Origin of the sequence: Micromonospora sp. WMMD1082 (genome assembly GCF_029626175.1) — a bacterium.
Taxonomy (GTDB): domain Bacteria; phylum Actinomycetota; class Actinomycetes; order Mycobacteriales; family Micromonosporaceae; genus Micromonospora.
On record NZ_JARUBM010000002.1, the window covers coordinates 6,064,650 to 6,089,687 of the forward strand.

The following is a 25,038-nucleotide window of genomic DNA, read 5'->3' on the forward strand; positions in this document are numbered from 1 at the left end:
TGCCGTGGTGAGCGTGGTGCGGGACGTGCCGGATCTGGCGACGCTGCAACGGCGGGCGGCGGAACGGGCCGCCGCCCGCGCCGGCGGTGCCGACCGGTTGCGCGGGCACATCGTCTGCGACGGGCTGGTGCGGATCTTCACCACCGAGGGCGTGGAGGTTGTCGCGTTGCAGGGTCTCGACCTGGTCGTCGACCGGGGCGAGCTGCTGGCCATCGTCGGCGCGTCCGGTTCCGGCAAGTCCACCGTGCTGAACATCCTCTCCGGGTTGGACACGCCGACCGCGGGGATCGCCCGGGTGGCCGGCTACGACCTGTTGACCATGTCCGCCCGCAAGCGGCTGCGGTACCGGCGGCACACCGTCGGGTTCGTGTGGCAGCAGACCGGGCGCAACCTGCTGCCGTACCTGACCGCCCGGGAGAACGTGGAGCTGCCGATGCGGCTGTCCGGTCGGGGTGGCCGCGCCGGTCGGCGGCGGGCCGTGGAGCTGTTGGAGATGGTCGGCGTCGGCTACTGCGCGGATCGCCGGCCGGGGCAGATGAGCGGCGGCGAGCAGCAGCGCTGCGCCGTCGCGGTGGCCGTGGCCAACGACCCGGAGGTGCTCTTCGCCGACGAGCCGACCGGTGAGCTGGACGAGGCGACGGCCGGGGAGGTGTTCGCCGCGTTGCGCACCATCAACGCGGAGCTGGGGGTGACCGTCGTGGTGGTGACCCACGACCCGCAGGTCGCCTCCCAGGTGCGGCGCACCGTCGCGATCCGCGACGGCCGCACCGCCTCCGAGGTGCACCGCACGGCGCGGGTCGGCGCCGACGGCGTCGAGGAGCTGATCACCGAGGAGTACGCGGTGCTGGACCGGGCCGGGCGGATGCAGCTGCCGGCCGGCTTCGTCGACGCGCTGGCGCTGCGGGACCGGGTGAGGTTGACCCTGGAGCCGGACCACGTGCAGGTCCGCTCCGGTGACCGCTCCGATGAGAGGAAGGTGCGCGATGAGTAGCGGGCGGGACGACCTGATCCGGGTCGAGGGGCTGAGCCGCGACTACGGTAGCGGCGACCGGGTGGTGCACGCGGTGCGGGACGTCTCGCTGCGCGCCGGTCGCGGTAAGCTGGTCGCGGTACGGGGTCGCTCGGGCGCGGGCAAGACCACCCTGCTGAACCTCGTCGGTGGCCTGGACCGCCCCACCTCGGGGCGGGTGTGGGTGGCCGGTCACGAGGTCACCGGGGCCGGTGAGAAGGAACTGCTGCGGCTGCGCCGGGACACCATCGGGTTCGTGTTCCAGTCCTTCGGGCTGATCCCGATCCTGTCGGCGGCGGAGAACGTCGGGGTGCCGATGCGGCTGGCGAAGGTGCCGGCGGCGCAGCGCGAGGAGCGGGTGTCGGTGTTGCTGGAACTGGTCGGTCTGGGTGCGCACGCCGCGCAGCGGCCGTACGAGTTGTCCGGTGGGCAGCAGCAGCGGGTGGCGATCGCCCGCGCGTTGGCCAACGATCCGGCGCTGCTGATCGCCGACGAGCCGACCGGCCAGTTGGATTCGGAGACCGGCCGCGCGGTGATGGACCTGCTGCGGGCGTTGGTGCACGCCCGGGGCATGACGGCGCTGGTCGCCACGCACGATCCGACCCTGGTGGAGCTGGCCGACCGGGTGCTGGTACTGCGCGACGGCCGGCTGGTCGAGTCCACCGAGCCGGCCCGGGTGTGATGACCCGGGCGTGATCAGCACGGGTGTGATGGCCGGGGCGTGGTCAGTACGGGTCGCCGCAGACCCGCCACCCGGCGTCCTCCCGCACCACCGACAGGTCACGCTGCTCGGTGTTGCCCGTGTCGCGGGTCAACCGCACGGTGACTGTGCCGTGCGGCCGGCCGCCCCGGGTGGCCACCGACACGTCCACGATCTCGTAGTCGCGCACCACCGGCGGGGTGCGTACCCAACTGGTGAAGCCGAGCTGGCTCCACCGGGTGCGCGCGTCGGCGCAGAGCCGCTCGTACGCGCCGTCGGTGTCGCCCGCGGTGACCTCGCGCAGGAACCCTTCGGCGGTCTCCCGGACCGGTCCGGCGGCCTGGGTGACGAGTTGCAGGTTCCAGGCGCCCAGCCCGGCGACCCCGACGCAGCACAGCGCCGTGCCCACCGCGGCGATGACGAGCCCGGTCCGTACCGGGTGGCGTCGCCGGGCCGGTCTGCTCCACGGCTGCGCAGCGCCCACACCATCCGACGGTAGAGAATCGGCCGTCCGGGCGGGCGGAAAGCGGGCGCGGGCCGGGCGGGACGCGTCGGTCCCGCCCGGCCCGCGCCGAGGGTAGGTCTGCTCAGCCCTTGATCTGCTTGCGGCCGTTGCCGGTCGCGCTGATGGTGACCCGGCGGGGCTTGGCCCGCTCGGCCACCGGGATCCGCAGCGTCAACACGCCGTTGTCGTAGCCGGCTTCGAGCTTGTCGGTGTCGAGGGTGTCGCCGAGGAACAGTTGCCGGCTGAACAGGCCCATCGGGCGCTCGGCGGCGACGAGTTCGACGGTGTCGCCGGCGGGGCGGCGACGCTCGGCGCGGACGGTGAGCACGTTGCGCTGCACGGTGCAGTCGATGCTCTCCGGGTCGACTCCGGGCAGGTCGAAGGCCGCGTAGAAGTAGTCGCCGTCCCGGTAGGCGTCCATGTGCATGACGGCCGGGCGGCTGGTGGTGCCGAAGAACTGCTCGGCGAGCCGGTCGATCTCACGGAACGGGTCGGTACGCATCAGCATCTCGTGCCTCCTCGGTTCTCCTGGCCGAAGGTTCCTAGTTGAGCCCACTCGACTCAACTTCCACTTCTGTAATAGCGCACCCCCCACCCCACCGTCAACCCCCCACCCCCGCTCCTCCCTCCCCTCCCCTGGCCGCGTCGATCTTGCAGTTGTGGTCGCCCGAATGTCTAGGCTGGGGTGTTATGTCCCGACGACAAGTGCAAGATCGACGCGGCGGTGGGGTGTCGGGGAGGGTGCGGGGGTGGCTGTTAGTGGTTGTGGTTGGGGAGGAGGGCGATCAGGGCGGCGGGCACCGCGACGTGCATCGCGCCCAGGGCGAACTTGGCGCCGCCCGTGGCGTCCACCTGGAACAGCGGGAGGAACGACAGCAGCGCCACCGCCACCGCCAGCACGATCCAGATGAGGGTGGCGCGGCGGCCGGCGAATCGCTCCAGAACGGCGAGCGCCGCCCAGCCGAGCAGCGCCGAGCCGAGGGAGAAGAGGATCACCGGGAAGAGGTTGACGACCACCTCCGGCTGCCCCGGACTGCGTACGGCGTAGTTGACGCCGCCGAGCGCGCCGATGATCCAGATCGCGACGCAGGCCACGACGGCGGCCGGCACGCCGAGGGCGCGGCGACGGAGTGGGGAGGTGGTGCTGCTGACGGGTTGTGCGGTAGCGCTCACGGCTACTCCTCGGTCGGGGACACCAGCCGCCCGACCATACCAAATAGTTTCGTGCGGGACGATCCCGTGCTGGACGATACGGTCAGCAGACCGAGCCGGCCGGCCCGCATGCTCCGTCCCCGGACAGGCGCTCGTCGACCAGGCGCCGGATCGCCCGCAGGAACACCTCACGCTCGTCGTCAGGCAGGGCCGCCAGTACGTCCTGCTCCAGGCGGGCGGCGATCTCCTGTGCCTGGCCGAGCACCCGCTGGCCCTCCGTGGTGACCTCGACCAGCCGAGCCCGCCGGTCGGTCGGCGAGGGCACCCGCCGGGCCAGCCCGGCGATCTCCAACTGGTCCAGGGTCACCACCATGGTGGTCTTGTCCACCCCGCACAGTTCGCCGACCTGCCGCTGGGTGAGGCCGCCGACCCGGGCCCGCGCCAGCACACAGTGGGCCCGGGGAGAGATGCCCAGGTCGGCCAGGCCGGCGGCGTGCTCCACGCGCAACACGTGGCTGGCCCAACTGAGCAGGAACATCAGGTCGGACGGGCGGCCCGGCGACGGGGAGGTCATGCACCGAGGTTAACAAGATGTTCCGATGCGGGATCATTGCCCGGTCAGCTACTCGCGTCTGGAGGCTGCGGTGACCACGCCGGGTGACCGTCGTACGCGAGGAACGCCACGGCCATCGGAGAGAGCCAGCTAAGGTGCTGCGATGGGCACGCACTCCGCCGCGGTCGAGGCACTCAAGGCCGACCCCGCCACCGCCTCGCTGCGCCGCTCCCTGGAGGTCTACTACGGCGACCCGGAACGCGACGCGGCGATGGACGCCTTCTACGCCCGCTTCGTACGCCCCGGCGACCTGGTCTTCGACATCGGCTCGCACGTGGGTGACCACATCGGCAGCTTCCGCCGGCTCGGTGCCCGGGTCGTCGCCGTCGAACCGCAACCGCTGTGCCTGCGGGCGCTGCGCGCCATCTACGCCGACGACGACCAGGTCACCCTGGTCGAGGCGGCCTGTGGTGCCCAGCCCGGCCGGATCGGGTTCCTGGTGAACTCCGCCAACCCGACCGTCTCCACCGCCTCGACCGACTTCGTGGCGGCGGCCGCCGGCGCCGGTGGCTGGGAGGGTCAGGTCTGGGACGGCCAGATCGAGGTACCGGTCACCACCGTCGACACGCTGATCGCCGAACACGGCACACCGGCCTTCGTCAAGATCGACGTGGAGGGCTTCGAGGACGCCGTGCTCGCCGGCCTGAGCCGCCCGCTGCCCGCGCTGTCGTTCGAGTTCACCACGATCGAGCGGGCGGTGGCGCTGCGGTGCCTGCGCCGGCTCGCCGCACTCGGCTTCGGCGGGTTCGACGTGGCGCTCGGCGACGAGAAGGTGCTGACCCTCGGGCGCTGGGCCCCCATCGAGGAGATCGCCGCCCACCTGCTCGCGCTGCCGCACGAGGCCAACTCCGGCGACGTGTACTGCGTACCAACGACCTGACCCGACCCGGCACCCCACCGCCACACCGCGTTGATCATGAAGTTGTTGTCCCGACACGCCGATAGCGGTGACAACAACTTCATGATCAACGCCGGTTTCCGGGGGGTTCTCAGGCGCGGCGGCGGGCGCGGGCGGCCCAGATCGTGTACGCGGGGTCGCGGTCGAGGTTGTGCCGGTCCCGGTCGTAGCGGCGCGTGGTGCGCGGGTCGGCATGGCCCATCGCGTCCTGCACGTCCTCCAGCGGCACCCCCTCGGCGCGGGCGGTGGTGGCGAAGGCGTGCCGCAGCGAGTGCGGCGACAGGTGCGCCCACGCCGGTATCCCGGCGACGCGGGCGAGCCGCCGCACCAGCCGGAACACCGAGTGCCGGTCGAGGCGGGCACCGCTGGCGGTGACCAGCAGCGCCCCGGTGAGCTGGTGCGTCGTCACGCCCTGCGCGGCCGCCCGCTGGGCGAGGTAGGCGTCCACCGCGTACGCCGTGCCGGGGGTGAGGGCCCGGCGGCGGGCCTTGCCGCCCTTGCCGACGAACCGCACGCTGCGGTGACCCCGCTCGGCGCCGAGATCGGTGACGTCCAGGGAGACCAGTTCCCCGACCCGCAGCCCCAGGTCGGCCAGGAGGGTGACGGCGGCGCGGTTGCGCGCGGCGGTCGGCCCCGTGTCGGCGTCGGCGGCGGCCAGCAGCGCGTCCACCTCGGCGGGGGTCAGGCCGACCGTGGCCGAGTGGTCCCGGTCGATGCGGGGCCGGTCGGCACCGGCGACCGGGTTGGCGTCGACCGCGCGCAGCTTGACCAGGAAGTCGTACCAGCTGGACAGCGCGGACAGCTTCCGGGCCACCGTCGCCGAGGTCAGCGGGCGGCCGGTCCGCGCGGACAGAGTGCTCTCCAGCGCCCGCGCGTACTCGTTGACGTGCAGGAAGCTCGCCCGCAGCGGGTCGAGCTGGCACGCGGTGCACCAGGCCAACCAACCCGCGACATCGCGGCGGTACGCGTCGCGGGTGTGCTCGCTCAACCGCCGGTTGCGCAACCATGCGTCGGTGACGGCCATCGGCGCCCCGGGCAGGGCGGGAGCGGCCGGCGGGCGATACCGCGCCGGAGTGTCGGGCGTACGCACGTGAGAGATGCTCTCAGCCGTGTCTCCCGTTGACGAGCAGGCGCGCCGTCGTCTCATGATCGCATCTGACGCCGGAAACCGTTTGAGCCCTCCTCTCGTGGTCCCGTAGGTTGCCCGCAGCCCGATCCCCCGTGAGGACAGAGGACGACACCGCGTGACCCCGCCTGCCCTGTAGACCTGACACCTTCTTCCGCTCATCGGTAGCCGACGCTCCCCGTCGGCTCTGCCGGGCTGCCCGCGTGCGCCCGGTCAACCAGCGTGTGAGGCCCCGCGTGATCGGCCTCGGGTCAGGTCTAGAGAGATCAGGTCTCGATCAACCATGTCTTCACCACCTCATATCGTGCTGCCCTGGGTCGTCCGCCGGACCAGGCTGCCGCTGCTATCGATGCTGTGCGGGTACTGCCGGGCGGAGTCGGCCACCACCGGCGAGGGCAGGTTCCGCGTCAACGCCAACGGCAAGCTGCTGGACGTGTGGCTGCTGGTCCGCTGCGTATCCTGTGACCGGACGAGCAAGCTCACCGTGCACGAGCGCGCGTCGGTCAGATCCTTCGATCCGGCCGAACTCCACGGCTACCACGTCAACGATCCGGATCTGGTGGCGGCCAGGCTGTTGGATCCGCTGCTCGCCCGGCGTAACCACTTCACCCTGAACTGGACGGGAGCCTGGCGGCTGGACACCCCGTCGGCATGGCCGGACGAGGCGTGGCCGGTCCGGGTGGAGGTCGTCTTCGAGGATCCGGTACCGGTGCGCCCGGAACGGCTCATCGCGCACGGGCTCGGCCTCAGCAGGAACGAGGCGCTGCGTCGGATCAAGTGCGACGTTCCGCTGCGCCGCCCGAGGAGCGCCGGGTTCACCTTCACCGTGCTGGCCGAGGGCTAACGGCGAGTAGCCGGATGGGCCACGCGCCCGCCCGGCTACTCGCGCGACCGCGACCTCCTGAAGCAGCCATGTCGGCCGACCCTCGTGATGAGTTGTCGCGCCCGCGCCCGTCATACCTACGACGGGATACGACGAGGCGGAAGGATGACGTGATGAGTGCGGACACGCGGCTGAAGGAGCTGGGCGTGAGCGATCTGGGCGAGGTCGACGAGCCGGCGTTCTCGCGGCTGGCGGAGCGGCACCGGCGGGAGCTGCACGTGCACTGCTACCGGATGCTCGGGTCGTTCGAGGATGCCGAGGACACCGTGCAGGAGACGTTCCTGCGCGCCTGGCGGCGGCGGGAGACCTTCGAGGGACGGTCGACGTTGCGGGCCTGGTTGTACCGGATCGCCACCAACGCCTGCCTGGACCTGCTCGCCAAGTCCCGCCCCGAGCCGGCGACCGGCGGCGAGGTGCGGTGGCTGCAGCCCTACCCGGACCTGCTGCTCGACGAGCTGCCCACGGGCGACGCGGACGAGCCGGAGACCGTCGCCGTGGCGCGGGAGACGATCGAGCTGGCGTACCTGGTCGCGGTCCAGCATCTCGCGCCGCGCCCGCGGGCCGTGCTGATCCTGCGCGACGTGCTCGGCTGGCCGGCGAAGGACGTCGCGGAACTCCTCGGGAACTCGGTCAACTCCGTGAACAGCGCGCTGCAGCGGGCCCGCGCCGGCATGCGGGAGCACCTGCCCGCCGAGCGGCAGGACTGGACCGGCGGCGAGGAGGACGCCGGGACGCGCGAGCTGGTACGCCGCTACACCGACGCCAGCGTGGCCACGGACATCGACGTGCTCGCCGCACTGCTGCGCGACGACGTACGCTGCTCGATGCCGCCCACCCCGGGCCTGCAGGTCGGCCGCGACGCGGTGGTGAACGACTGGGTCGAGGGCGGCTTCGTGGGCATGACGGGCCTGCGCGCCGTCCCCACCTCCGTGAACCGCCAGCCCGCCGTCGCCTTCTACCACTGGCGCAAGCGGGAGGGCGCGTACCTGCCGCTGACGATCGACGTCCTGCGCGTCACCGGCGGGGCGATCACCGAGATCATCACGTTCCACGACAACCAGTTCCCGCGTCTCGGTCTGCCCGAGCGCCTGCCGGCGAACGGCACGGAGTAGTCCCGGAGTGAACGCTCGCGCCGCGCGTGTCGCGGTGCTCGCGGCGCGTCCGGCGTCGTCACCTGCAGGCCAGTCAACCCCCGCACGCCAGAGCGATGGAGAACGACATGAACAGCATGAATGACACCGGTACCGTTGCGGACCCGGCATCGGGCCAGACCAGCCACACCCACCGACTGCGCGGGCTCCTCGTCACCGGCTTCATCGCCGCGCTCGCCGCGACGGTGGCCACCACCCTCGCCGCGGCGCTTGCCCGAGCAGTCGGCGTCGACTTCGCGATCCCAGATGGTGGCGAGACGATCCCGTTGGGCGGGTTCGCCGTGGTGACCGGCTTCTTCTCGGTCGTGGGCATCGTCATTGCCGTCGCTCTTCGTCAGTGGAGCGCTCGCCCCGCCGAGCGGTTCGTGTGGACGGCAGTGTCGCTGACCGCGATCTCGATGGTCCCGCCCCTCCTCAGCGGAGCAACCACCGCCACCATCGCCGCCCTGCTCGGGCTGCACCTCGTCCCGGCGGCCGTGATGATCCCGACCCTGGCGCGGAGCCTGCGCACCCAGACCGGCGACTGACGCGTTGCGGGGCCACACCGACGGACGCCCGTGCGCACATAACAGTCATTATGATGTGTCGAACATATGTCTCTTTTGCCCGTATAAGTTAATGGCATTACTGTAACCGGTAATCCGATAATCGGTTGCTGAACTTCTCCGATGGGCGATCCCCACCCGCCGGGCCCAAGGATGAGATGCGGGTGCGAGATCTTGGACAGTTGCCGTTCACGCGGAACGGGAACTGTCCAAGATCTGGCCGGTTGGAGGTCCTGTCTGGCGGTGTCCTCGTCGCCGGTGCGGCGGATCGTCGCGTGGCCGTTTGCGCGCCACGGCTGACGCCGTGTTCGCGGGCCAGAGCGGCGATGCTGGCACCGGCGCGGAAGGCGTCGCGTGCCTGGTCAGTCGCGCCGAGTTGGGCAAGGCGAGGGCGTCGGCCGGACCTGCTGCCATTGGCCCAGGCGGCGGCGACGCCGTCGCGGGTGAGCTCGTTCCGCGGTGATGGATCGGAGTGCGGTGCAGAGGGCCGCGCGACGGTCCGTGAGCGTTGCTATGCGGAGGCTCTCAGGGGATCGAGGGCAGCAAGGACCAGGTCGAGGCCGAAGATGAACTCCTCCGCCGGGTCATAGCCGGCAGCGACGAGCGCCGCGGCGGACTCGTTGAGGTAGGGGAACTCGTCAGGAGGAAGCTGGGGCAGGAAGACGTCCTCGGTCATGTCCGCGAGCTCATCGGCGGTGTCGAACGGCAGGCTGGCTTCCTGCAGGGCGAAACCGTAGACATAGCTGTCGAGCAACCAGTTGGCGTGCGTCGCCATCAAGACCGGGAAGCCAGCCCTCCGCAGGCAGGCGGTGACCGCTTCACGGTGGCGGAGGTTCGCGGGCCCGGGCGATGTCCGCGACTCCATCAGGCCGATCGCCCACGGGTGGCGTGCGAGAACCTGTCGGGCGGATATCGCCCGCCGTCGCATCGCTGACTGCCAGTCGGTCTCTTCGGGCGGGAGCTCGATCTCCTCGAACACGATGTCGATCATGGCGTCCAGCAACTCCTCCTTGTTCGCCACGTAGTGGTAGAGCGACATCGCGCCCGCGCCGAGCGCGCCAGCCAGCCGGCGCATGCTCAGCCCGTCGACCCCCTCGCGGTCGGCGAGCCGGACCGCCTCGACCACCACCCGCTGCTTGCTCAGCCCCGCGTCTGACGCGACCTGGCGTTGCTTCCTCACAGGCACGGGTCTCCTCGCTCCCTTGAACGGCTTGACAATCGTACATCGTACGCCCATAGTACAGCGTACGACGTACGGTGTACGAGCCAGCGAAAGTTCACCGCGGACGTGAGGAGCTTCTATGGGAAACGAACAGCGATCCAATGCCGGAGACCGCCTGGCGCCACCGGCGAGTCCGGCCGGGGCGGCGACGATGCGAGCCGCCGTCCAACACCGCTACGGCCCGCCCTCAGTGCTCGAGTCGTGCGAGGTCGGGCTACCGCTGCCCGGTCGAGGCGATGTGCTCGTCCAGGTGGGCGCGGCCTCAGTACATCCCGGCGACTACTTCGTCATGACCGGTGAGCCGTACGTGGTGCGCCTGGCGTTCGGGCTCCGCCGGCCGCGCCACGGCATCCCTGGCAGGGACCTCGCCGGCGTGGTGGCAGCGGTCGGGAAGGATGTCACCGCTCTCCGCCCCGGCGAGGAGGTGTTCGGCTGGAGCACCGCTGGAACGCTCGCGGAGTACGCCTGCGTCCCGGCGGACAACCTCGTGTCCGTGCCTGCCAACCTGTCGGTCGTGGACGCGGCAGCGGTGCCCACGTCGGGCATGGCGGCGTTGCAGGCATTGCGCGAGATCGCGAACGTTCGACCGGGCCAGACGGTGCTGGTCACGGGCGCGTCGGGCGGCGTGGGCTCCTTCGCCGTACAGATCGCCAAGGCGTTTGGCGCCGAGGTGACCGGTGTGTGCAGCACCCGCAACGTCGACCTGGTCCGGTCGCTCGGTGCCGACCACGTCGTTGACTACACGAGGACCGACGTCACCCGCACCGAGAAGCGCTACGACGTCATCCTCGACAACGTGGAAGCCCAGCCCCTGGCGGCTGTCCGCCGAGCGCTGACGCCCACCGGCACCCTCATCCCCAACAGCGGACGCGGTGGCCGCTGGCTCGGCCCCCTCGGTCGAATCGTCAAAGCGCGCGTGCTGTCCGGGTTCACCCGTCAGCAGCTGAAGCCTCTCTTGTCGATCGAGAAGCGCCAGGACCTGCTCACCCTGGCCGACCTGCTCGCGACCGGGCAGGTCACGCCGGTCATCGACCGCACCTACCCCCTCGACGAAGCAGCCGACGCCCTCCGCTACGTCGGGGCCGGCCACACCCGAGGGAAGGTCGTCGTCACCGTCTGACGACCGGACCACCGACGACCATCCGAACGACCACCCCGAACCTGCTCGACAACCCGCCATCCGACTGAAACGAAGGAGTAAAGGATGAGACCACCGCAGAACACCGCCACCACGCTAGCCCGCACTTGGTTCGTTCGAGGCCGGCTCGTCGGCGCCGCGGCGATCGCGTTCGCGGTGTCGGTGGCGATAGAGAACGCGGTGCTGGCGGGAACGGGCGCGCCGACCTTCGGCGCTCCGATCGAGGAAGTGCTGGCCTACTACGCAGCCAACCGCGACGCGGTCGCGATCGCGTCCGGTCTGGTGGCCCTGAACCTGCCGCTGCTACTCGTGTTCGTGACGGGCCTGCACGGCCTCGTGGAGCGGCGCGGCGGAGCGGGCGCCGACTGGTCGCGCCTCGCCTCGACCGCTGGCGCGACGCTGTCGGCCATCTTCGTGCTTGTCAACGTCCTGCAGATCGGGCTCGCGCTCTCCGCCGGCGGGCTCGCCGAGCCGACGCCCGCGTTCGAGCTCGTCTGGCAGGTTCACGCGGCGGCGTTCGCGCTGGCGCTGCCGACGCTCGGCACCACCTTCATCGGCGCGGCCCTCGCCGCGCACGCGAGCGGGCTGACTCCGGCTTGGCAGCGCCTGCTGGGCCTGGTGGGCGGGAGCCTGCTGCTCGCCGCGGGGCTCGGCAACCTCGCGATCGCCGACGGCTCGGCGCTGATCTTCGGCGGGCTCCTAGGGTTCGCCGCCTGGCTCGTCTGGCTGCTCGCGACCGGCGTGCGCCTCGTCCGGTCGTGACCGAGATGAGGGCGGCGCCGGGGTCGCGCACGCGGGCGAGGACTCCGTGGAGGGCCGCCTGGTCGAGTCCTGGGCTGCGTAGTGTGGTGGTGCCGTCGCTCCCGCATCATGTAGTCCCGCACCACGCTCGGCCGGCGAATCTCCAGCTGCCCCGCCAGGTACTCCATCACCGGCGCGCCGGCACGGCGAGCGGCCGTGGTCAACTGCAACGCGAACCCCAACCGGTTCGCCGCCCCACGACGCTGACCGACCAACTTCCGATCCACCTCGTCCGCGCCGGTCAGCGTGAAGTGTCGGGATCAGCTCGGCCCGACCGATCTCCGGGAAACCCCGCAACGCCGCCAGCTGGTGACCAACGTGTGCGGGGTTGCCGTTCCGGCCACCGGCGGGCCGGTCGCGCGCAACGACTACATCCGGCGCTGTGCTGACGGCGCCGACGTCGTGGACGTACCGCCGGCGGTGGCCGCGACCATCAGGCGGTACGCGCCCGTCGCGGTCGCGATGAACGACTTCTACTGGGATCTGTTCGGTGACAGCCGGGCCACGCCGTACCCGGCCGAGAAGATCAGGCACGCGATGTCGGCCATTCGTGACCTCACCGAGCAGCCAACACCCGGCGGGCCTCGGCGTTGACCGGTGGGGAGGCCAGCGACGCCCAGGAGGCGAAGAGCGTACGCAGGTAGGGGCCGTGCCGCTCGGCGATCGCCGGTGACTGCTCGACGACATCCAGCTCGTTGACGATGCACAGGTCCACGAACGACCGCAGCTCGGCCGCGCCCAGGGTCTGCACCTCGCCGGTGAAGCGGTCCACGACCTGCCGGGTGTCGGCCAGGTGCCGCCAGCTCCGGCGGCGGTCGCAGGCGCCGTAGCGGTAGACGAGCCGCTCGGCGGTCTCGCCGATCAGGGCGCGCAGGGTCTCCCGGTCGGCGCGGTCCAGCAGCACCACGTCGAAACCGTCGGTGCCGTACGCGGCGTGGGTGAGCCCGGCCAGCTGCACGTCGACGCCGAGCCCCAGGCCCCGCAGCCGGTCGTGCACCCGGCACAGGTGCGCGTAGAGCGTGCCACCGGGATGGTCGACCGTCTCGGCGCCGCGCTGGCGCAGCCAGTCCTGGACGGGAGCACTGGTTGGCATGCCATCGACCCTAGGGAACAATCGCCGGGGCGGTACGGCCCCGGCGATGCCCAGTTCGTCACACCCGGGGGCGTCAGCCGACGCCGTCGAGCACCGGGATCAGCTGCTCCTCCTCGTACGCCAGGTGCGTCTCCACCTCGGCGACGAGCCGGGTGACCTGCTCGCGGACCTGGTCGCGGTCGACGCCGTCGGCGGTCAGCGTCTGCTGCAACTCCCCCACCAGCTCGGCCACCCGGCGATGCTCCTCGCGTAGCCGGTCCAGCACGGGCGCCAGGTCCGGGCGCTGCGCGGCGATGCCGACGAACATGCCGGCGTCCTCGTTGGTGTGGTGGCCGTGCAGGCCGGCGCAGACGGTCAGGCAGTTCACCCGCAGCTGGGCGCCGAGGGTCGTCCCGGCGCGGTCGACCTCGGCGCGGATCAGCGTCAGCTCCCGCCGGAACGCGTCGTGGATCATCTTCAGCGCCGCACCCCACGACGACGCCTGCGGTGGGCCACCCGCCTGCTCGTAGAGGGCGACCACGGGGATCACCCGGGACGTCTTCGCCTGGTACGCGTCCCACCCGGGATCGGCCTCCGCGGCGCGGGCGAAGAGGCGGTCGCGCTCGGCGCCGGTGAGCACCTCGGCGCGCGCCGGGTAGGTGAACGTGCCGTCCTCGACGGTGACCTGCGGGTCGGCGACCAGGTTGCGGTACCACTGTGGATGTCGCTCCGCTCCCCCGGCGGAGGCGATCACCAGGATCCGTGCCCCGCCGTCGGGCAGGTAGGCGACCGGCGTGGTGTGCCGGGCACCGGTGCGTACCCCGGTGGTGGTGAGCAGGATCAGACGGGCGCCCTCGAACGGGCCGCCCACCTGGCCGTTGTTGGCCCGGAACTCGTCGATGATCTGCTGGTTGAAGTCGTTCGGCATGCTCAGCTTTCTGCTGCGGCAGGAGTCGGCCACGTCGAAGACGCCGGTGGCCCCGGCGGAGATGGCGCCGGCAACGGCGCGGTGTGCAGCGGTGGGCGCCTCGAAGGGGCGCGCAGAAAGAGGACGGACGGCGACGGGCCGCGGGCCCGCTCCCGGATCACCGGCGGGCCGGGTACCCCGTCCGTTCGTGGCACATGGCCGACCCGGCAGTCACCCGACCGAGCGTAGTCGACCCGCCCGGTGCCGACAACGGCGCCGACCGGTCACCCGAGCAGGCCGGCGGCGCGACGGGTCAGGCGGCGCAACGGAAACCAGGCCCGACGGCGCGGCACCGACGGCCGGTCGGCGGCTGCCGGCGGCACGGCGGCGGCGCGATCGGCGCGCCACCGCCGTACGACGGCGTCGGTGTCGACCGGGCGCACCACGACCCGCGGGCCGGACGGATGGCGCAGCCAGGCCATCACCTCGGCGTTGAGGTCGGCCACGCACGCCCGGACTGCCTGCTCGGTGGGCAGGTCGCGGACCTCCTCGGGCAGCCGTTCGATCCGGCGGCGCAGCAGCAGCGGCGTGGGCAGCAGCAGATCGGTGGGCACCTGCTCGCGTTCCAGGAAGCTCTTGATCCACCAGGACTCGTCGTAGGGCAGCCCCCGGCCGGGGATCGGCTTACCCGCGCCGGGCAGGTTGTCGAACTCGCCGCGTTCCTGGGCCGACCGGATCTGCGCCTCGACCGACGCCTCCCACCGCCTGTCCACCTCGCCACCTCCCGGACCAACCGTAACGTGACCATCGTCTCCACCCGGCGCAGCGTCGCCGCCTGGGCCGGCATTCCCCGATGGCCTAGGCTCGGGCACGACGTGGGACGGGGGTCACAACGATGGTGAGTACGGCGGGAGTCGTCGGGATCGCGCTGGTCGCCCTGGGGCTGGTGCTGACGCCCGGGCCGAACATGGTCTACCTCGTGTCGCGGTCGGTCACCCAGGGCCGACGGGCCGGGTTGATCTCGCTGCTCGGGGTCGCCGCCGGCTTCGCGGTCTACCTGGGCGCGGCGGTGGCCGGCATCGCCACCGTGTTCGTGCTGGTGCCCGCGCTGTACACGGCGGTCAAGCTGGCCGGCGCGGCGTACCTGCTGTGGCTGGCGTGGCAGGCGGTGCGCCCGGGCGGGCACTCGCCGTTCACCCCGGCGCCGCTGCCGCCGGACCCGAACCGGCGACTGTTCACCATGGGGCTGGTCACCAACCTGCTCAACCCGAAGATCGCCATCCTGTACGTCTCGCTGCTGCCGCAGTTCATCGACCCCGCCCGTGGCCAGGTGGCCGTGCAGAGCCTACTGCTGGGGCTGACCCAGATCACCGTGGCCTTGACGGTGAACGCGTTGATCGTGCTGACCGCCGGCGGCATCGCCGGTTTCCTGGGTCGGCGACCGCTGTGGCTGCGCGTACAGCGGGTGCTGATGGGCACCGTGCTGGCGGCGCTGGCGGTCCGGATCGCCGCCGACCGTTCCCGCGCCGCGGTGGCCGCCCCCTGAGATTCCGGCCGGGTCATCGGCGCGCCGCTGTGACCGCCACGTCCACCAGCTGGTGCAGGACGGCGCGGGTCGGTAGCTGCGACAGCAGGTGCGCGACGCTGCGGTCGGCGTACCGCCGGTCCTCGTCGCCGTGCGCGGCGAGGGCACCGCGCACCTGTTCGAAGACGTAGTTGGCGAGGCTGGTGACCGCGCCACGGAACGACGCCAGCTCCAGCGGCGGCAGCGTGCCCGCGGTCGCGCGGTAGCCGTCGACCAGCGCCCGCGCCCCGGCCACGTTGACCGCCCCACCGGGGCTGACGGCCCAGTCCAGCAGCGCGTTGGCCAACTCCCAGCTCGGCGGCTGGCCGCCGGCGTGCTCCCAGGCGACGACGACGAGGCGGCCGTTCGGTGCCAGCCGGGTGCTCGCCGGGCCCAGGGTGTTGTGGCAGAGCACCGGTTGCGGCACCTCGGCGCCCACGCCGACGGTGTCGAGGTCCGTCAGCGTGGCCACGGCGGCGCCGAGCGCCGGTGCCCAGCCGGCGCCGTGGGCCGCGGCCTCGGCGGCGAGCTGCGACCAGCTCTCGGTGGCCAGCCGGGAACCGTGCCACGGGCTGACCCGATCCACCGGCAGGCCGAGCCCGTGGATCGTGGCGAGCACACCGCCGACCATGCGGGTGACCGACGAGCGGGCCGGGGCCAGCAGCGGCGGCCCCGAGTGCAGCCCTTCGTAGACGCGCCAGCGATGCCCGCCGACCGGCTCGATGATGCGGCCCGCGCGGCTGCGGACCGGCGCGGGCAGCAGCACGCCGGCAGCCGCCGCGGCCTGCTGCAACGCGACGTCGGTCTCGGCGTCGACAATGGGCCACCAGGTGTCCATCGTCCGCACCGACCAGCGGCCCCGGTCGGTCACCAGCGACCATCGGCGCCCCATGTCGTCGGGACGGGCCACCGACCGCATCTCGCCGACGACCTCGCCCAGGTCGTAGCGGCCGGCGATCGCGTGGGCCAGGGACGCGTCGGCGGTTTCGGCCCGGCCGCGCACCCGGTCGACCTCCGCCTTCAGGGCCGCCCAGGTGGGGAAGCCGTACTGCTCGGCCAGGCCCGCCTGGGCGGTGGTCAGCGTCGCGGCGGGATCGATGTCGCGCAGGCCGGCCAGGAGATCCTTGGCCTGCTGGCGCAGGTGGTCGAGGCTGGGGTTGTCGGGCAGGGTCTTCACGCGGCACCTCGCTCCTCGCCCGGACTCGCACGGGCGGAACTGAGCTTCGGCATCCGTCGCTCGCACCGGTGTCGGGGGTGGCTTCAAGCCTTCGGCGAGTCACGGCGCGTCCCCCGACGCGCCCTTGGCAGGTTAGCCACCGGCGGCAGCCGATTCAACCCTGGTCTCACGCAGCACGGCGACGCCATTGGGCGGTAGTACCACCGCCTGCCGCACCGTTGTCGCGGAGAGCAGTTCGGTTCCCCGTGCCGGTACGCGCTGTTCGCGGTCGGTGTGGTTGAGCAGGAACAGCCAGCTCGCGTTGCCGTTGCGGCGGCGCACCGCCTCGACGCCCTCGGGTGCGGCGGGGCAGACGGGGGCGATGCCGGCGGTGCGGGCGGCGGTGTCGAGCAGCCGGCGGTAGGTGGTGTCGTCGGGGCGGGTGGACACGTACCACGCGGTGCCGGCACCGTAGCGGTGCCGGGTGACGGCGGGCATCGCGTCGAGCACACCACCGGCGTACGAGACGATGGTGTCGGCCCCGGTCAGGCGCAGTGTCTCGGCCCAGATCCGCCCGGTCCCGCCGTTGTCGAGGCGGGCGTGCGCGTCGGCGGCGAGCGGGTGGAACTCCTCCACCCGGACGCCGAGCAGGTCCCGCAACGCACCCGGGTAGCCGCCGAGCCGCACCCGGGCGTGCTCGTCGGCGACCCCACTGAGGTACGTGGCCAGCAGGTGACCGCCGCCGTGGACGTACGCGCGCAGCCAGCCGGCGGTCGCGTCGCTGACCAGGTAGAGGGCGGGCAGGACGAGCAGCCGGTATCCGTCGACGGGGTCGCCGGGGCTGACGGTGTCGCCGGCGTACCCGGCCCGCCACAGTGCCCGGTGGGCGGCGGCGACCTCCTGGTGGTGGTCCAGCAGCGTCGAGGGCAGCCCCGGGTGGCGCAGCGCCCAGCCGCTGGCCGCGTCGACGACCAGTGCCACCGACGACTCGACGCCACCGCTGACCTCGGCGAGCCGCGACAACGCGGTGCCGAGTTGGACACTGTCCCGGAACGCCCGGCTGTCCGGGCCGGCGTGCGGCACCAGGGCGCCGTGGAAGCGCTCCGCCCCGCCGGTGGGTGCCCGCCACTGGAAGAACATCGCGCCGTGGGAGCCCCGGGCGACGTGGGCCAGGGCGTGCCGCAGCAGCCGCCCCGGCTCCTTGGTGTGCATCCGTCCGGCGGTGTGGATCTGGTGCGGGGCGGTCTCCATCAGCAGCCACGCCGGTGCCGCGCCGGGCGGCATTCCGCCGGTGCCGGACGCTACGGCGGCGGGCTGGCCGGTCGCGGCGCGCCGGGCCCAGCCCCGGGCGAGGTCGGCGGCGAGTGCGGTCTGCTCCTCGGCGCCGCCGTCGACCGCCGACGGGTAGTGGTCGACGGCGACCAGGTCGACCTCGGTGGCCCAGCGGGCGTGGTCGACCGGCACCCAGTCGCCGAGGACGTAGTTGGTGGTGATGGGCACTGCCGGGTTCGCCGCCCGCAGCAGGTCGCGTTGCTCGGCGTACGCGGCGAGCAACGTGTCGGACCAGAAGCGGCGGAAGTCGAGCAGTTGGCCGGGGTTGGCCAGGTACTGGGTGGCCCGGGGCGTGCTGATCTGCGCCCAGTCGGAGTAGTGCTGGCTCCAGAAGGCGGTCACCCAGGCGTCGTTGAGGGTGGCCAGGTCGCCGTGGCGGGCGGCCAGCCACTGCCGGAAGGCCCGGGCGGTGTGCTCGCAGTGGCAGGTGGTGCCGTACTCGTTGTGCACGTGCCAGAGCGCGAGCGCCGGGTGGTGGGCGTACCGGTCGGCGAGGGCGGCGGCGATGCGCAGCGCGACCTGCCGGTAGGCGGGTGTGGCGGCGCAGTAGGTGTCCCGGCTGCCGTGGTGCAGGCGGACCCCGTCGGCGGTGACCGGCAAAGCGCCCGGGTGGGCCAGGGAGAACCAGGGTGGCGGCGCGGCCGTGGGGGTGGCCAGGGCGACCCGGACGCCGCCGGCGTGCAGCAGGTCCAGCACCCGGTCGAGCCAGTCGAAGGTGTACCGGCCCGGGGTCGGTTCCAGCCGGGACCAGGCGAACACGCCGACGGTGACGAGGTTGACCCTGGCCCGGCGCATCAGGGCGACGTCCTCGGCCCAGACGCTCGCCGGCCACTGCTCGGGATTGTAGTCACCGCCGTAGCAGAGCGGGCCATCGGTCCACATCACCATCACCCGCCAACTTAGTTTAGACTGTAGCCAAACTATGGACCATGCCTACGCATGTCAACGCCGAGGATGTTGAGACGCTGATGCCGTACCGACCGCCGTTGGTGCCGTACGAAACCTTCGTTGCCGACCCACCCGAGCTGCCCGTGCGCACCCCCGGCGAGGACGGGCCGGCCGTGGTGCGCCGGGCCGAGGTCGCCGGCACCGACGCGCACGGTGCGACCTTCAAGGCGGCGCTGGCCGACGGGGTGACGGCGGTGGTGCGTGTCGACGCGGCCGGTGACGGGGTGATCCGGGTGCGCCTCGCCGAGGACTCCCAGGCCCGCAGCCGCTCCGCCCGCCTGATGCCGTTGGTCCAGCCGGCCACCCGCCCGGTGACGGTGCTCGCCGATGACCGGTGCGTGCGGGTCGACGCCGGCGCGGTGGTCGCCGAGATCCGGCTCGACCCGTGGCGGATCCGGTTCCTGCGCGCCGACGGCTCCCTGCTGCTGGAGCAGGATCCGGGCACGATCGACATCAGCGGCCGGCGGCGCACCCTCCCGTTCGGCCACTCCACGGCCGACGGGGTCCGCGTCGCCTGGCACGAGAGCTTCGTGGCCCCCGGCGACGAGCGGTTCGTCGGCTTCGGCGAGAAGTTCACCCCACTGGACAAGCGGGGTCAGCGCGCCCTGATGTGGAACTTCGACGCCTTCGGCAGCGAGTCCGACCGGGCGCACAAGAACGTGCCGTTCTACCTGTCCAACCGGGGCTACGGGGTGCTGGTCGACAGCGGCATGCCGGTGCAGTTCGACGTCTGCCAGTCCACCCACAGCGCGGTGCAGATCCTGGTCCCCGACGACCTGCTCGACTACTACGTGCTGGCCGGGCCCACCCCCGCCGACGTGCTGGGCCGCCTGCACCGGTTGACCGGCCGGCCGTACCTGCCGCCGAGGTGGGCGTTCGGCACCTGGGTCTCCTCGGGCTTCTACCCGGACGACCAGGAGAAGGTGCTGGAGCGGGCCAGGCGCATCCGCGAGGACGGCATCCCCTGCGACGTACTGCACCTGGACTGCTACTGGCAGGTCGCCGGAAACTGGTCGGACCTGCGCTGGGACGCCGAGGCGTTCCCCGACCCGGCCGGGATGCTGCGTACCCTCGCCGGGCAGGGCTTCCGGGTCTGCCTGTGGATGAACCCGTACCTGATGACGGGCAGTCCGCGCTACGCCGAGGCGGAGGCGGCCGGCTACCTCCTGCGTCGCCCCGACGGGCAGACGTACGTCGCCGACGTGTGGCACGGCAGCTACCCGGTCTCCGCCATCGTGGACCTCACCAATCCGGCCGCCGTCGAGTGGTTCACCGGGCTGCTGCGACCACTGCTGGAGCAGGGCGTGGCGGTGTTCAAGACCGACTTCGCCGAGGGCGTACCGGCCGACGCGGTGGCCCACAACGGGATGACCGGCGTCGAGCTGCACAACGTCTACGCCCTGCTCTTCAACGACGTGGTCGCCGCCGTCACCGAGGAGGTGGCCGGCCACCGGGCGGTCTGGGCCCGCTCGTCGTACCTCGGCGGGCAACGGCACAGCGCGCAGTGGAGCGGCGATGTCAACGCGACCTGGCCGGCGCTGGCCAGCACACTGCGCGGCGGGCTGTCCCACGGCCTGTCCGGGGTGCCGTTCTGGAGTCACGACACCGGCGGCTTCCACGGCACCCCCGAACCCGACCTCTACGTCCGCTGGTCGCAGTTCGGGGCGCTGTCTCCGCTGGTCCGGCTGCACGGCACCACCAGCCGGCTGCCGTGGGACTTTCCGGCCGAGGCGCACCGACTCGCGGTGGCCGCGCTGCGGCTGCGCTACCGACTGATGCCCTACCTCTGGTCGGCGGCGGTGCAGGCGGCCCGTACCGGCGTACCGATGATGCGCGCCCTGCTGGTCGACACCCCGCAGGATCCGACGGCCTGGACCACCGACCTGCAGTACCGCCTCGGGGCCGACCTGCTGGTCGCGCCGGTCATCGACCCGTCCGGTGAGCGTGACGTCTACCTGCCCGTCGGTGACGACTGGCTCGACGCGGCCACCGGCGAGCGGCACCCGGGCGGCCGGCACCTGCGGGTGCGGGTGCCGCTGGACCGGATGCCGCTGTACGTGCGCCGGGGCGCGCTGCTGCCGCTGGTCGCGCCGCAGGACACCGTCGGCGACGGTTCGTTCCAGGCCGTCACCCTGGTCAGTTGGGGGGCCGTGGACGGGCACACAGTGATACATGACGTGGCCGGCGACACGATCATCGAGGCGGTCCGCGACGGTGACGAGTTGCGGATACGGACGCGGGGGCCGCTGCTGGTGGGGCAGCTGGCCCTCGCGGGGGTCGGCAACGCCGACCGGCCAGTCCGGTCACTGCTCAACGGTGCGGTGGTGACCGTCGTGCCCTTCGCGGGGCTGCTCCCCGCGCAGGGCTGACCGTTCCGTGCGGCGCCCGGTACTGGACGGAGCCGGGCGCCGCACGGAACGGGACCGGGCCTGGGCGGCCGCGGTCAACCCTTCACCGCCCCGGTGATCACGCCCTTGGTGAAGTGGCGCTGCACGAACGGGTAGATGATCACCGCGGGGATGACCGTCACCACCACCACCGCCATCTTGACCGCGAGGGTCGGCGGGTACGCGGTCACCCCGGGCAGGCTCACCGCCGTGCCGGAGACGTTCGGTGACTGCCCGGCGAGGATGTAGCTCTGCAGCAACCGCTGGATCGGGAACTTGTCGTTGGAGTCGATGTAGAGCACCGCGTTGAAGTAGACGTTCCAGTAGCCGACGGCGTAGAAGAGCCCGACCACCGCGATCACCGCCTTCGACAGCGGCAGCACGATCCGGGTCAGGATCCGCAGCTCGCCAGCGCCGTCGATGCGGGCGCTGTCGAGCAGCTCGGCCGGCACGTTCATGAAGAACGCCCGGATCACCACCAGGTTGAACACGCTGATGGCGCTGGGCAGGATCAGCGCCCAGATGTTGTCCTTGAGCCCCAGTCCGGTGACCACCAGGTAGCTCGGCACCAGGCCGGGGAAGATCAGGAAGGTGAGCAGGAAGTAGAAGAGCAGGCCGCGGTGGGCCACCGAGCCGGGCCGCGACAGCCCGTACGCGGCCAGCACGGTGAGCACCAGGCTGACCGTGGTGCCGAGCACGGTGACCAGCGTGCTGATCCACACCGCGCGGGCCACGTCGCCACCGCTGAAGATGGTGATGTACGCCGACGGGTCGATCTCCCTCGGGATCATCACCATGCCGCCCGCGTCGTCGATGGTGCTCCGCGAGGCCAGGCTGGTCACCAGCACCGCCCACAGTGGCACCAGCACCGCCGCCACCAGCAGGGTGAGCGCGACGGCCTTGGCCACCGTGCCGGGCACCGAGGGCGGACCCTCCCAGACGGCCCGGCCGGAGCGTCGTCGGGGGCGCGGCGGCGACGCGGGCGCTGCCGCCGTGGCCGGCGCCGCCGGTACCGGTCCGCCGGCACTGAGCTGTGCGGTCATGACTTCGAGTACACCCCCTGCTCGCCGAGCCGGTGCGCGATCTTGTTCGCGGTGAGGATCAGAACCAACCCGACCACCGCCTTGAACAGGCCCGCCGCCGCGCCGAGTCCCCACTGCTGGGTGGCGATGGCCTGGTAGTAGACGAAGGTGTCGAGCACCTCGGCGGCCTCCCGACCGACCGCCTCACGTTGCAGGATGAACTGCTCGAAGCCGACCGAGAGCGCGTCGCCGAGCCGCATGATGAGCAGCAGCACGATCACCGGCCGCAGGCCGGGCAGGGTGATGTGCCACAACCGGCGCCACCGGCCGGCACCGTCGGCCGCCGCCGCCTCGTACAGGTTCGGATTGATCGCCGACAGCGCGGCCAGGAAGACGATCGCGCCCCAGCCGAGGTCCTTCCAGACCGCTTCGGCGGTGACCAGCACGATGAACGTGTCCGGGTTGGTCATGATGTCCCAGGGCTCGTGGCCGGCCTGGCGCATCTCCTGGGCCAGCAGCCCGGCCCCGCCGAGCATCTGCACGAAGAACGTCACCACCAGCACCCAGCTGAAGAAGTGCGGCAGGTAGACCACGCTCTGCACGAAGCCGCGCACCCGGCCGGAGACGATGCTGTTCAGCATGATCGCCAGCACGATCGGCAGTGGGAAGAAGAACACCAGCTGGAAGGCGGTGATGGTGAGGGTGTTGCGGACCGCGTCCCAGAAGGCCGGGTCGCGGAAGAGCGCCTCGAAGTTGCCGAAGCCGATCCACTCGCTGTTGAGGAACGCGTCGAGGGGATCGTCGCCGACGAACGGGTTGTAGTCCTGGAAGGCGATGATGTTGCCCAGGGTCGGCAGGTAGTGGAAGACCAGCAGCAGCGCCGCCGCGGGCGCGGCCATCGCCAGCAGCGGCCAGTCGCGGCGCAGCCGGGCGCGCAGCGTACGACCGCCCCGCTTCGTGCGGCGTGGTGGCCGACGCCCGGCCGGCGCCGACCGGCCCGGCGTCGGTGTGACGGTGGGAGCGCTCATGCCCGCGCTCCGCCGCGCTGCCGTCGCCTGCTTACCGGCCGTCGCATGGTCACCGGCCGTTGTCGGCGAGCGCCTTCTCGTGGAACGCGCGCCCCTCCTCGCCGCCGGAGTCCAGGAACTCCTTGCGCACCTGTTCGAGGTCGCTGACCGGGCGACGGCCCCGCACGATGTCGCGGATCTTGTCGTCGGTCGGTTGGATGATCTTCGACCAGTTCGCCGGCAGTTCCAGCTTGATCCCGGCGAACAGGTCCTTCTCCATCGAGTCGATGTGCGTGCGGTAGTAGCCGATGTAGTCCTGCACATAGGTGGGGGTGTCACCGCTGCGCACCTTGACCGGCACCCGACCGCCGATGTGGGTGTACTGGGCGCCCAGTTCCTTGCGGCCCAGCTCGGTGGGGATCGGCGTGCCGTCGGCGCTGCGGGTGAAGTGCTGACCCTCCGCACCGAACTCGCGCAGCTCGAACTCCCGGCTGCCGAAGGGCGCGGCACACCAGTTCAGCACCCCCAGCAGCTCGTCGACCCGCTCGGGGGCGAGGTCCTTCTTCAGGAAGGTGAAGAAGACCGGCTTCTCACTGCCCCAGATGACCGGTGGGGCGCCGCTGGCACCGAAGACCGGCAGCGGCTGCATGTCGAAGGTGGGCAGCTCCTTGACCCGCTCGCTCTGCATGCCCTGCCAGGCGCCGAGCCCGTCCTGATACATCAGGATCTTGCCGGCCTTGAACAGCTGCTTCTCGTCGGCACCCTTGCTGGCCACGGTGTCCGGGTGGACCAGACCCTCGGCGAAGAGCCGGGCGGTGAACTCCAGCGCGGCGGCGAAGGCCGGGTTCTCGAACTTGTGCTCCAGAGCGCCGTCGGCCTTCTTACGCCAGGTCTGCTGGCAGCCGAAGAACTGCTGGACCATCTCGAAGACGCTGCCGAAGGCCCACACCCCCTTGGCCGGATCGGTGGCCTTCTTGCCGAACTCGTACAGCTCGTCGGGGTTGGTCGGCGCGGCCAGACCGGCGGGGGCGAGCAGGTCCCGGCGGTGGAACAGGGCGTACGCGAACGGACCGTCGGTGGGGAACGGCACCGCGTAGAGTCGCCCGCCCCAGACCGAATACTCCCAGGAGCCGGTGGGCAGCGAGGCCAGGTACGGGTACTTCGCGGCGGCATCGCCCTTGAGGTGGTCGGTCAGGTCGGTGAACAGCGCCTTGACCGCGTCGGAGAACCGGGCGACCTTGTCGACCTCCCAGTTCGGCGCGCAGAGCAGGTCCGGCACGTCCCGGGCGCCGAGCATGGCGTTGAGCTTGTCGCTGTAGAGGTTGCCGTCCTGCAGGCTCGGCTCGACGTCCACGCCGAGCTTGCCGTTGACGGCCGCCAGGTAGGCGTTGCGGCCCAACGGCGGCGGGGCCGGACCCCACCAGGGGCTCATCGTCCGGATCGGCGGGCCACCTCGCCCGGGCGCCTCGGTGATCGCGTCGACCAGGTCGCGCGGGTAGCTCAGGTAGCCGTCGGGGATCGGGCCCGCACCGGGGATGTCCGGCGTGCGCAACTCGACCCGCTGGTAGGTGGGCAGGACCGACCGGATGGCGTCGGCGCCGGTGGCACTGCCCTGGCTACCGGCCTGCTTGCTGCACCCGGCCAGGGTGCTGCCGCCCACGGTCGCGGCGGCGCCGAGACCGAGCAGCCGCAGCATGGTCCGGCGGTCGGTGGATGCGCCCGGCAGGGAAGGCTTCACGGCGCACTCCCTTCGTCTATCGGTAATGGTGTGCGGAGCAGGAGGCTCGCGCTAGGATTAGTTGGGGTTCTAGCCGAACAAACTAATCGACGGTAATCCGTCCCACAAGACAGGGCGGGCGGCCTGGTCGGGACCACCAGCGCGGTACGCGATGATGGACGC

Annotated in this window: 25 protein-coding genes; 11 read left to right on the plus strand and 14 right to left on the minus strand. The window is 71.8% G+C overall.

Going from position 1 to position 25,038, the window contains the following annotated elements; all coding sequences use genetic code 11:
• The first annotated feature begins 7 nt into the window (after positions 1-7).
• Both O7615_RS28055 and O7615_RS28060 read left to right on the plus strand, forming a co-directional pair.
• Complete coding sequence (locus O7615_RS28055) at positions 8-991, plus strand: ABC transporter ATP-binding protein (RefSeq protein WP_278180784.1); 984 nt, start codon at positions 8-10, stop codon at positions 989-991.
• On the plus strand, positions 984-1,691 hold the full coding sequence (locus O7615_RS28060; RefSeq protein ID WP_278180785.1) for an ABC transporter ATP-binding protein: 708 nt from the start codon (positions 984-986) through the stop codon (positions 1,689-1,691). Before O7615_RS28055 ends, O7615_RS28060 begins: the two co-directional genes overlap by 8 nt.
• Positions 1,692-1,734: 43 nt before the next feature.
• Here O7615_RS28060 and O7615_RS28065 read toward each other — a convergent pair whose 3' ends face one another.
• The 4 genes from O7615_RS28065 to O7615_RS28080 form a co-directional block, all read right to left on the minus strand.
• Positions 1,735-2,193 (minus strand): hypothetical protein, encoded by a 459-nt coding sequence (locus O7615_RS28065; RefSeq protein WP_278180786.1) that lies wholly within the window; start codon positions 2,191-2,193, stop codon positions 1,735-1,737.
• A gap of 103 nt (positions 2,194-2,296) precedes the next feature.
• A complete protein-coding gene (locus O7615_RS28070; protein ID WP_278180787.1) occupies positions 2,297-2,722 on the minus strand; it encodes an Hsp20/alpha crystallin family protein in 426 nt (141 codons plus the stop codon).
• Positions 2,723-2,970: 248 nt separating this feature from the next.
• Entirely contained in the window at positions 2,971-3,387 is a 417-nt protein-coding gene (locus O7615_RS28075; protein ID WP_278180788.1) for a DUF6069 family protein, read from the minus strand.
• Between the two features lie 82 nt (positions 3,388-3,469).
• A complete protein-coding gene (locus O7615_RS28080; RefSeq protein ID WP_278180789.1) occupies positions 3,470-3,940 on the minus strand; it encodes a MarR family winged helix-turn-helix transcriptional regulator in 471 nt (156 codons plus the stop codon).
• A 142-nt stretch (positions 3,941-4,082) separates the two neighbouring features.
• Here O7615_RS28080 and O7615_RS28085 point away from each other — a divergent pair, with 142 nt between their 5' ends.
• Positions 4,083-4,859: an FkbM family methyltransferase gene (locus tag O7615_RS28085; protein ID WP_278180790.1), complete on the plus strand. Its 777-nt coding sequence runs from the start codon at positions 4,083-4,085 to the stop codon at positions 4,857-4,859.
• A gap of 109 nt (positions 4,860-4,968) precedes the next feature.
• On the opposite strand, the gene O7615_RS28090 is transcribed toward O7615_RS28085, so the two are convergent.
• The gene (locus O7615_RS28090; RefSeq protein ID WP_278180791.1) at positions 4,969-5,967 is read right to left on the minus strand and encodes a tyrosine-type recombinase/integrase; all 999 of its coding nucleotides are present in this window, start codon (positions 5,965-5,967) and stop codon (positions 4,969-4,971) included.
• Positions 5,968-6,286: 319 nt separating this feature from the next.
• Between O7615_RS28090 and O7615_RS28095 the strand changes: the two genes are divergently transcribed.
• The 3 genes from O7615_RS28095 to O7615_RS28105 all read left to right on the plus strand — a co-directional run bounded on the left by O7615_RS28095 (position 6,287) and on the right by O7615_RS28105 (position 8,564).
• Positions 6,287-6,847, plus strand: a complete 561-nt coding sequence (locus tag O7615_RS28095; protein ID WP_278180792.1) for a DUF1062 domain-containing protein — start codon at positions 6,287-6,289, stop codon at positions 6,845-6,847.
• A 152-nt stretch (positions 6,848-6,999) separates the two neighbouring features.
• A complete protein-coding gene (locus O7615_RS28100; protein WP_278180793.1) occupies positions 7,000-7,998 on the plus strand; it encodes an RNA polymerase subunit sigma-70 in 999 nt (332 codons plus the stop codon).
• A gap of 107 nt (positions 7,999-8,105) precedes the next feature.
• A complete protein-coding gene (locus O7615_RS28105) occupies positions 8,106-8,564 on the plus strand; it encodes a DUF6069 family protein (RefSeq protein ID WP_278180794.1) in 459 nt (152 codons plus the stop codon).
• 529 nt (positions 8,565-9,093) lie between these two features.
• On the opposite strand, the gene O7615_RS28110 is transcribed toward O7615_RS28105, so the two are convergent.
• The gene (locus O7615_RS28110; RefSeq protein ID WP_278180795.1) at positions 9,094-9,762 is read right to left on the minus strand and encodes a TetR/AcrR family transcriptional regulator; all 669 of its coding nucleotides are present in this window, start codon (positions 9,760-9,762) and stop codon (positions 9,094-9,096) included.
• 193 nt (positions 9,763-9,955) lie between these two features.
• On the opposite strand from O7615_RS28110, the gene O7615_RS28115 reads away from it, so the two are divergent.
• The 3 genes from O7615_RS28115 to O7615_RS28125 all read left to right on the plus strand — a co-directional run bounded on the left by O7615_RS28115 (position 9,956) and on the right by O7615_RS28125 (position 12,337).
• Positions 9,956-10,924 carry an NAD(P)-dependent alcohol dehydrogenase gene (locus O7615_RS28115; RefSeq protein WP_278182261.1) on the plus strand — a complete coding sequence of 323 codons (969 nt, stop codon included), beginning with the start codon at positions 9,956-9,958 and terminating at the stop codon, positions 10,922-10,924.
• A gap of 84 nt (positions 10,925-11,008) precedes the next feature.
• Entirely contained in the window at positions 11,009-11,704 is a 696-nt protein-coding gene (locus tag O7615_RS28120; RefSeq protein WP_278180796.1) for a hypothetical protein, read from the plus strand.
• A gap of 285 nt (positions 11,705-11,989) precedes the next feature.
• Complete coding sequence (locus O7615_RS28125) at positions 11,990-12,337, plus strand: hypothetical protein (RefSeq protein ID WP_278180797.1); 348 nt, start codon at positions 11,990-11,992, stop codon at positions 12,335-12,337.
• Here O7615_RS28125 and O7615_RS28130 read toward each other — a convergent pair.
• The 3 genes from O7615_RS28130 to O7615_RS28140 all read right to left on the minus strand — a co-directional run bounded on the left by O7615_RS28130 (position 12,300) and on the right by O7615_RS28140 (position 14,495).
• Positions 12,300-12,836, minus strand: coding sequence for a DUF6817 domain-containing protein (locus O7615_RS28130; protein ID WP_278180798.1), 537 nt, complete (start codon positions 12,834-12,836; stop codon positions 12,300-12,302). The two genes, O7615_RS28125 and O7615_RS28130, sit on opposite strands and share 38 nt — an antisense overlap.
• Before the next feature lie 73 nt (positions 12,837-12,909).
• Complete coding sequence (locus O7615_RS28135) at positions 12,910-13,743, minus strand: nitroreductase/quinone reductase family protein (RefSeq protein ID WP_278180799.1); 834 nt, start codon at positions 13,741-13,743, stop codon at positions 12,910-12,912.
• Between the two features lie 263 nt (positions 13,744-14,006).
• Entirely contained in the window at positions 14,007-14,495 is a 489-nt protein-coding gene (locus O7615_RS28140; protein WP_278180800.1) for a DUF1992 domain-containing protein, read from the minus strand.
• A gap of 122 nt (positions 14,496-14,617) precedes the next feature.
• Between O7615_RS28140 and O7615_RS28145 the strand changes: the two genes are divergently transcribed.
• A complete protein-coding gene (locus O7615_RS28145; protein ID WP_278180801.1) occupies positions 14,618-15,268 on the plus strand; it encodes a LysE family translocator in 651 nt (216 codons plus the stop codon).
• Positions 15,269-15,281: 13 nt separating this feature from the next.
• On the opposite strand, the gene O7615_RS28150 is transcribed toward O7615_RS28145, so the two are convergent.
• Both O7615_RS28150 and O7615_RS28155 read right to left on the minus strand, forming a co-directional pair.
• Positions 15,282-16,463 carry a phosphotransferase gene (locus O7615_RS28150; protein ID WP_278180802.1) on the minus strand — a complete coding sequence of 394 codons (1,182 nt, stop codon included), beginning with the start codon at positions 16,461-16,463 and terminating at the stop codon, positions 15,282-15,284.
• A gap of 132 nt (positions 16,464-16,595) precedes the next feature.
• Positions 16,596-18,662 carry a beta-galactosidase gene (locus tag O7615_RS28155; RefSeq protein ID WP_278180803.1) on the minus strand — a complete coding sequence of 689 codons (2,067 nt, stop codon included), beginning with the start codon at positions 18,660-18,662 and terminating at the stop codon, positions 16,596-16,598.
• Between the two features lie 41 nt (positions 18,663-18,703).
• Between O7615_RS28155 and O7615_RS28160 the strand changes: the two genes are divergently transcribed.
• Complete coding sequence (locus O7615_RS28160; protein WP_278180804.1) at positions 18,704-21,091, plus strand: TIM-barrel domain-containing protein; 2,388 nt, start codon at positions 18,704-18,706, stop codon at positions 21,089-21,091.
• Positions 21,092-21,165: 74 nt separating this feature from the next.
• Here O7615_RS28160 and O7615_RS28165 read toward each other — a convergent pair whose 3' ends face one another.
• From O7615_RS28165 to O7615_RS28175, 3 genes are read right to left on the minus strand one after another with little or no spacing between them, the layout of a single operon-like run.
• Complete coding sequence (locus O7615_RS28165) at positions 21,166-22,152, minus strand: carbohydrate ABC transporter permease (protein WP_278180805.1); 987 nt, start codon at positions 22,150-22,152, stop codon at positions 21,166-21,168.
• Complete coding sequence (locus O7615_RS28170) at positions 22,149-23,159, minus strand: ABC transporter permease subunit (RefSeq protein WP_278180806.1); 1,011 nt, start codon at positions 23,157-23,159, stop codon at positions 22,149-22,151. The genes O7615_RS28165 and O7615_RS28170 overlap by 4 nt, the downstream gene beginning before the upstream one ends.
• Before the next feature lie 49 nt (positions 23,160-23,208).
• Positions 23,209-24,876: an extracellular solute-binding protein gene (locus O7615_RS28175; protein WP_278180807.1), complete on the minus strand. Its 1,668-nt coding sequence runs from the start codon at positions 24,874-24,876 to the stop codon at positions 23,209-23,211.
• Positions 24,877-25,038 lie beyond the last annotated feature (162 nt).

Excerpts from the sequence above, each read along its gene's own strand:
- O7615_RS28060 (WP_278180785.1), top strand. The coding sequence starts at position 984 with ATGAGTAGCGGGCGGGACGACCTGATCCGGGTCGAGGGGCTGAGCCGC.
- O7615_RS28070 (WP_278180787.1), bottom strand. The coding sequence starts at position 2,722 with ATGCTGATGCGTACCGACCCGTTCCGTGAGATCGACCGGCTCGCCGAG.
- O7615_RS28080 (WP_278180789.1), bottom strand. The coding sequence starts at position 3,940 with ATGACCTCCCCGTCGCCGGGCCGCCCGTCCGACCTGATGTTCCTGCTC.
- O7615_RS28085 (WP_278180790.1), top strand. The coding sequence starts at position 4,083 with ATGGGCACGCACTCCGCCGCGGTCGAGGCACTCAAGGCCGACCCCGCC.
- O7615_RS28095 (WP_278180792.1), top strand. The coding sequence starts at position 6,287 with ATGTCTTCACCACCTCATATCGTGCTGCCCTGGGTCGTCCGCCGGACC.
- O7615_RS28100 (WP_278180793.1), top strand. The coding sequence starts at position 7,000 with ATGAGTGCGGACACGCGGCTGAAGGAGCTGGGCGTGAGCGATCTGGGC.
- O7615_RS28105 (WP_278180794.1), top strand. The coding sequence starts at position 8,106 with ATGAACAGCATGAATGACACCGGTACCGTTGCGGACCCGGCATCGGGC.
- O7615_RS28115 (WP_278182261.1), top strand. The coding sequence starts at position 9,956 with ATGCGAGCCGCCGTCCAACACCGCTACGGCCCGCCCTCAGTGCTCGAG.
- O7615_RS28120 (WP_278180796.1), top strand. The coding sequence starts at position 11,009 with ATGAGACCACCGCAGAACACCGCCACCACGCTAGCCCGCACTTGGTTC.
- O7615_RS28130 (WP_278180798.1), bottom strand. The coding sequence starts at position 12,836 with ATGCCAACCAGTGCTCCCGTCCAGGACTGGCTGCGCCAGCGCGGCGCC.
- O7615_RS28135 (WP_278180799.1), bottom strand. The coding sequence starts at position 13,743 with ATGCCGAACGACTTCAACCAGCAGATCATCGACGAGTTCCGGGCCAAC.
- O7615_RS28145 (WP_278180801.1), top strand. The coding sequence starts at position 14,618 with ATGGTGAGTACGGCGGGAGTCGTCGGGATCGCGCTGGTCGCCCTGGGG.
- O7615_RS28155 (WP_278180803.1), bottom strand. The coding sequence starts at position 18,662 with ATGGTGATGTGGACCGATGGCCCGCTCTGCTACGGCGGTGACTACAAT.
- O7615_RS28160 (WP_278180804.1), top strand. The coding sequence starts at position 18,704 with ATGCCTACGCATGTCAACGCCGAGGATGTTGAGACGCTGATGCCGTAC.
- O7615_RS28165 (WP_278180805.1), bottom strand. The coding sequence starts at position 22,152 with ATGACCGCACAGCTCAGTGCCGGCGGACCGGTACCGGCGGCGCCGGCC.
- O7615_RS28170 (WP_278180806.1), bottom strand. The coding sequence starts at position 23,159 with ATGAGCGCTCCCACCGTCACACCGACGCCGGGCCGGTCGGCGCCGGCC.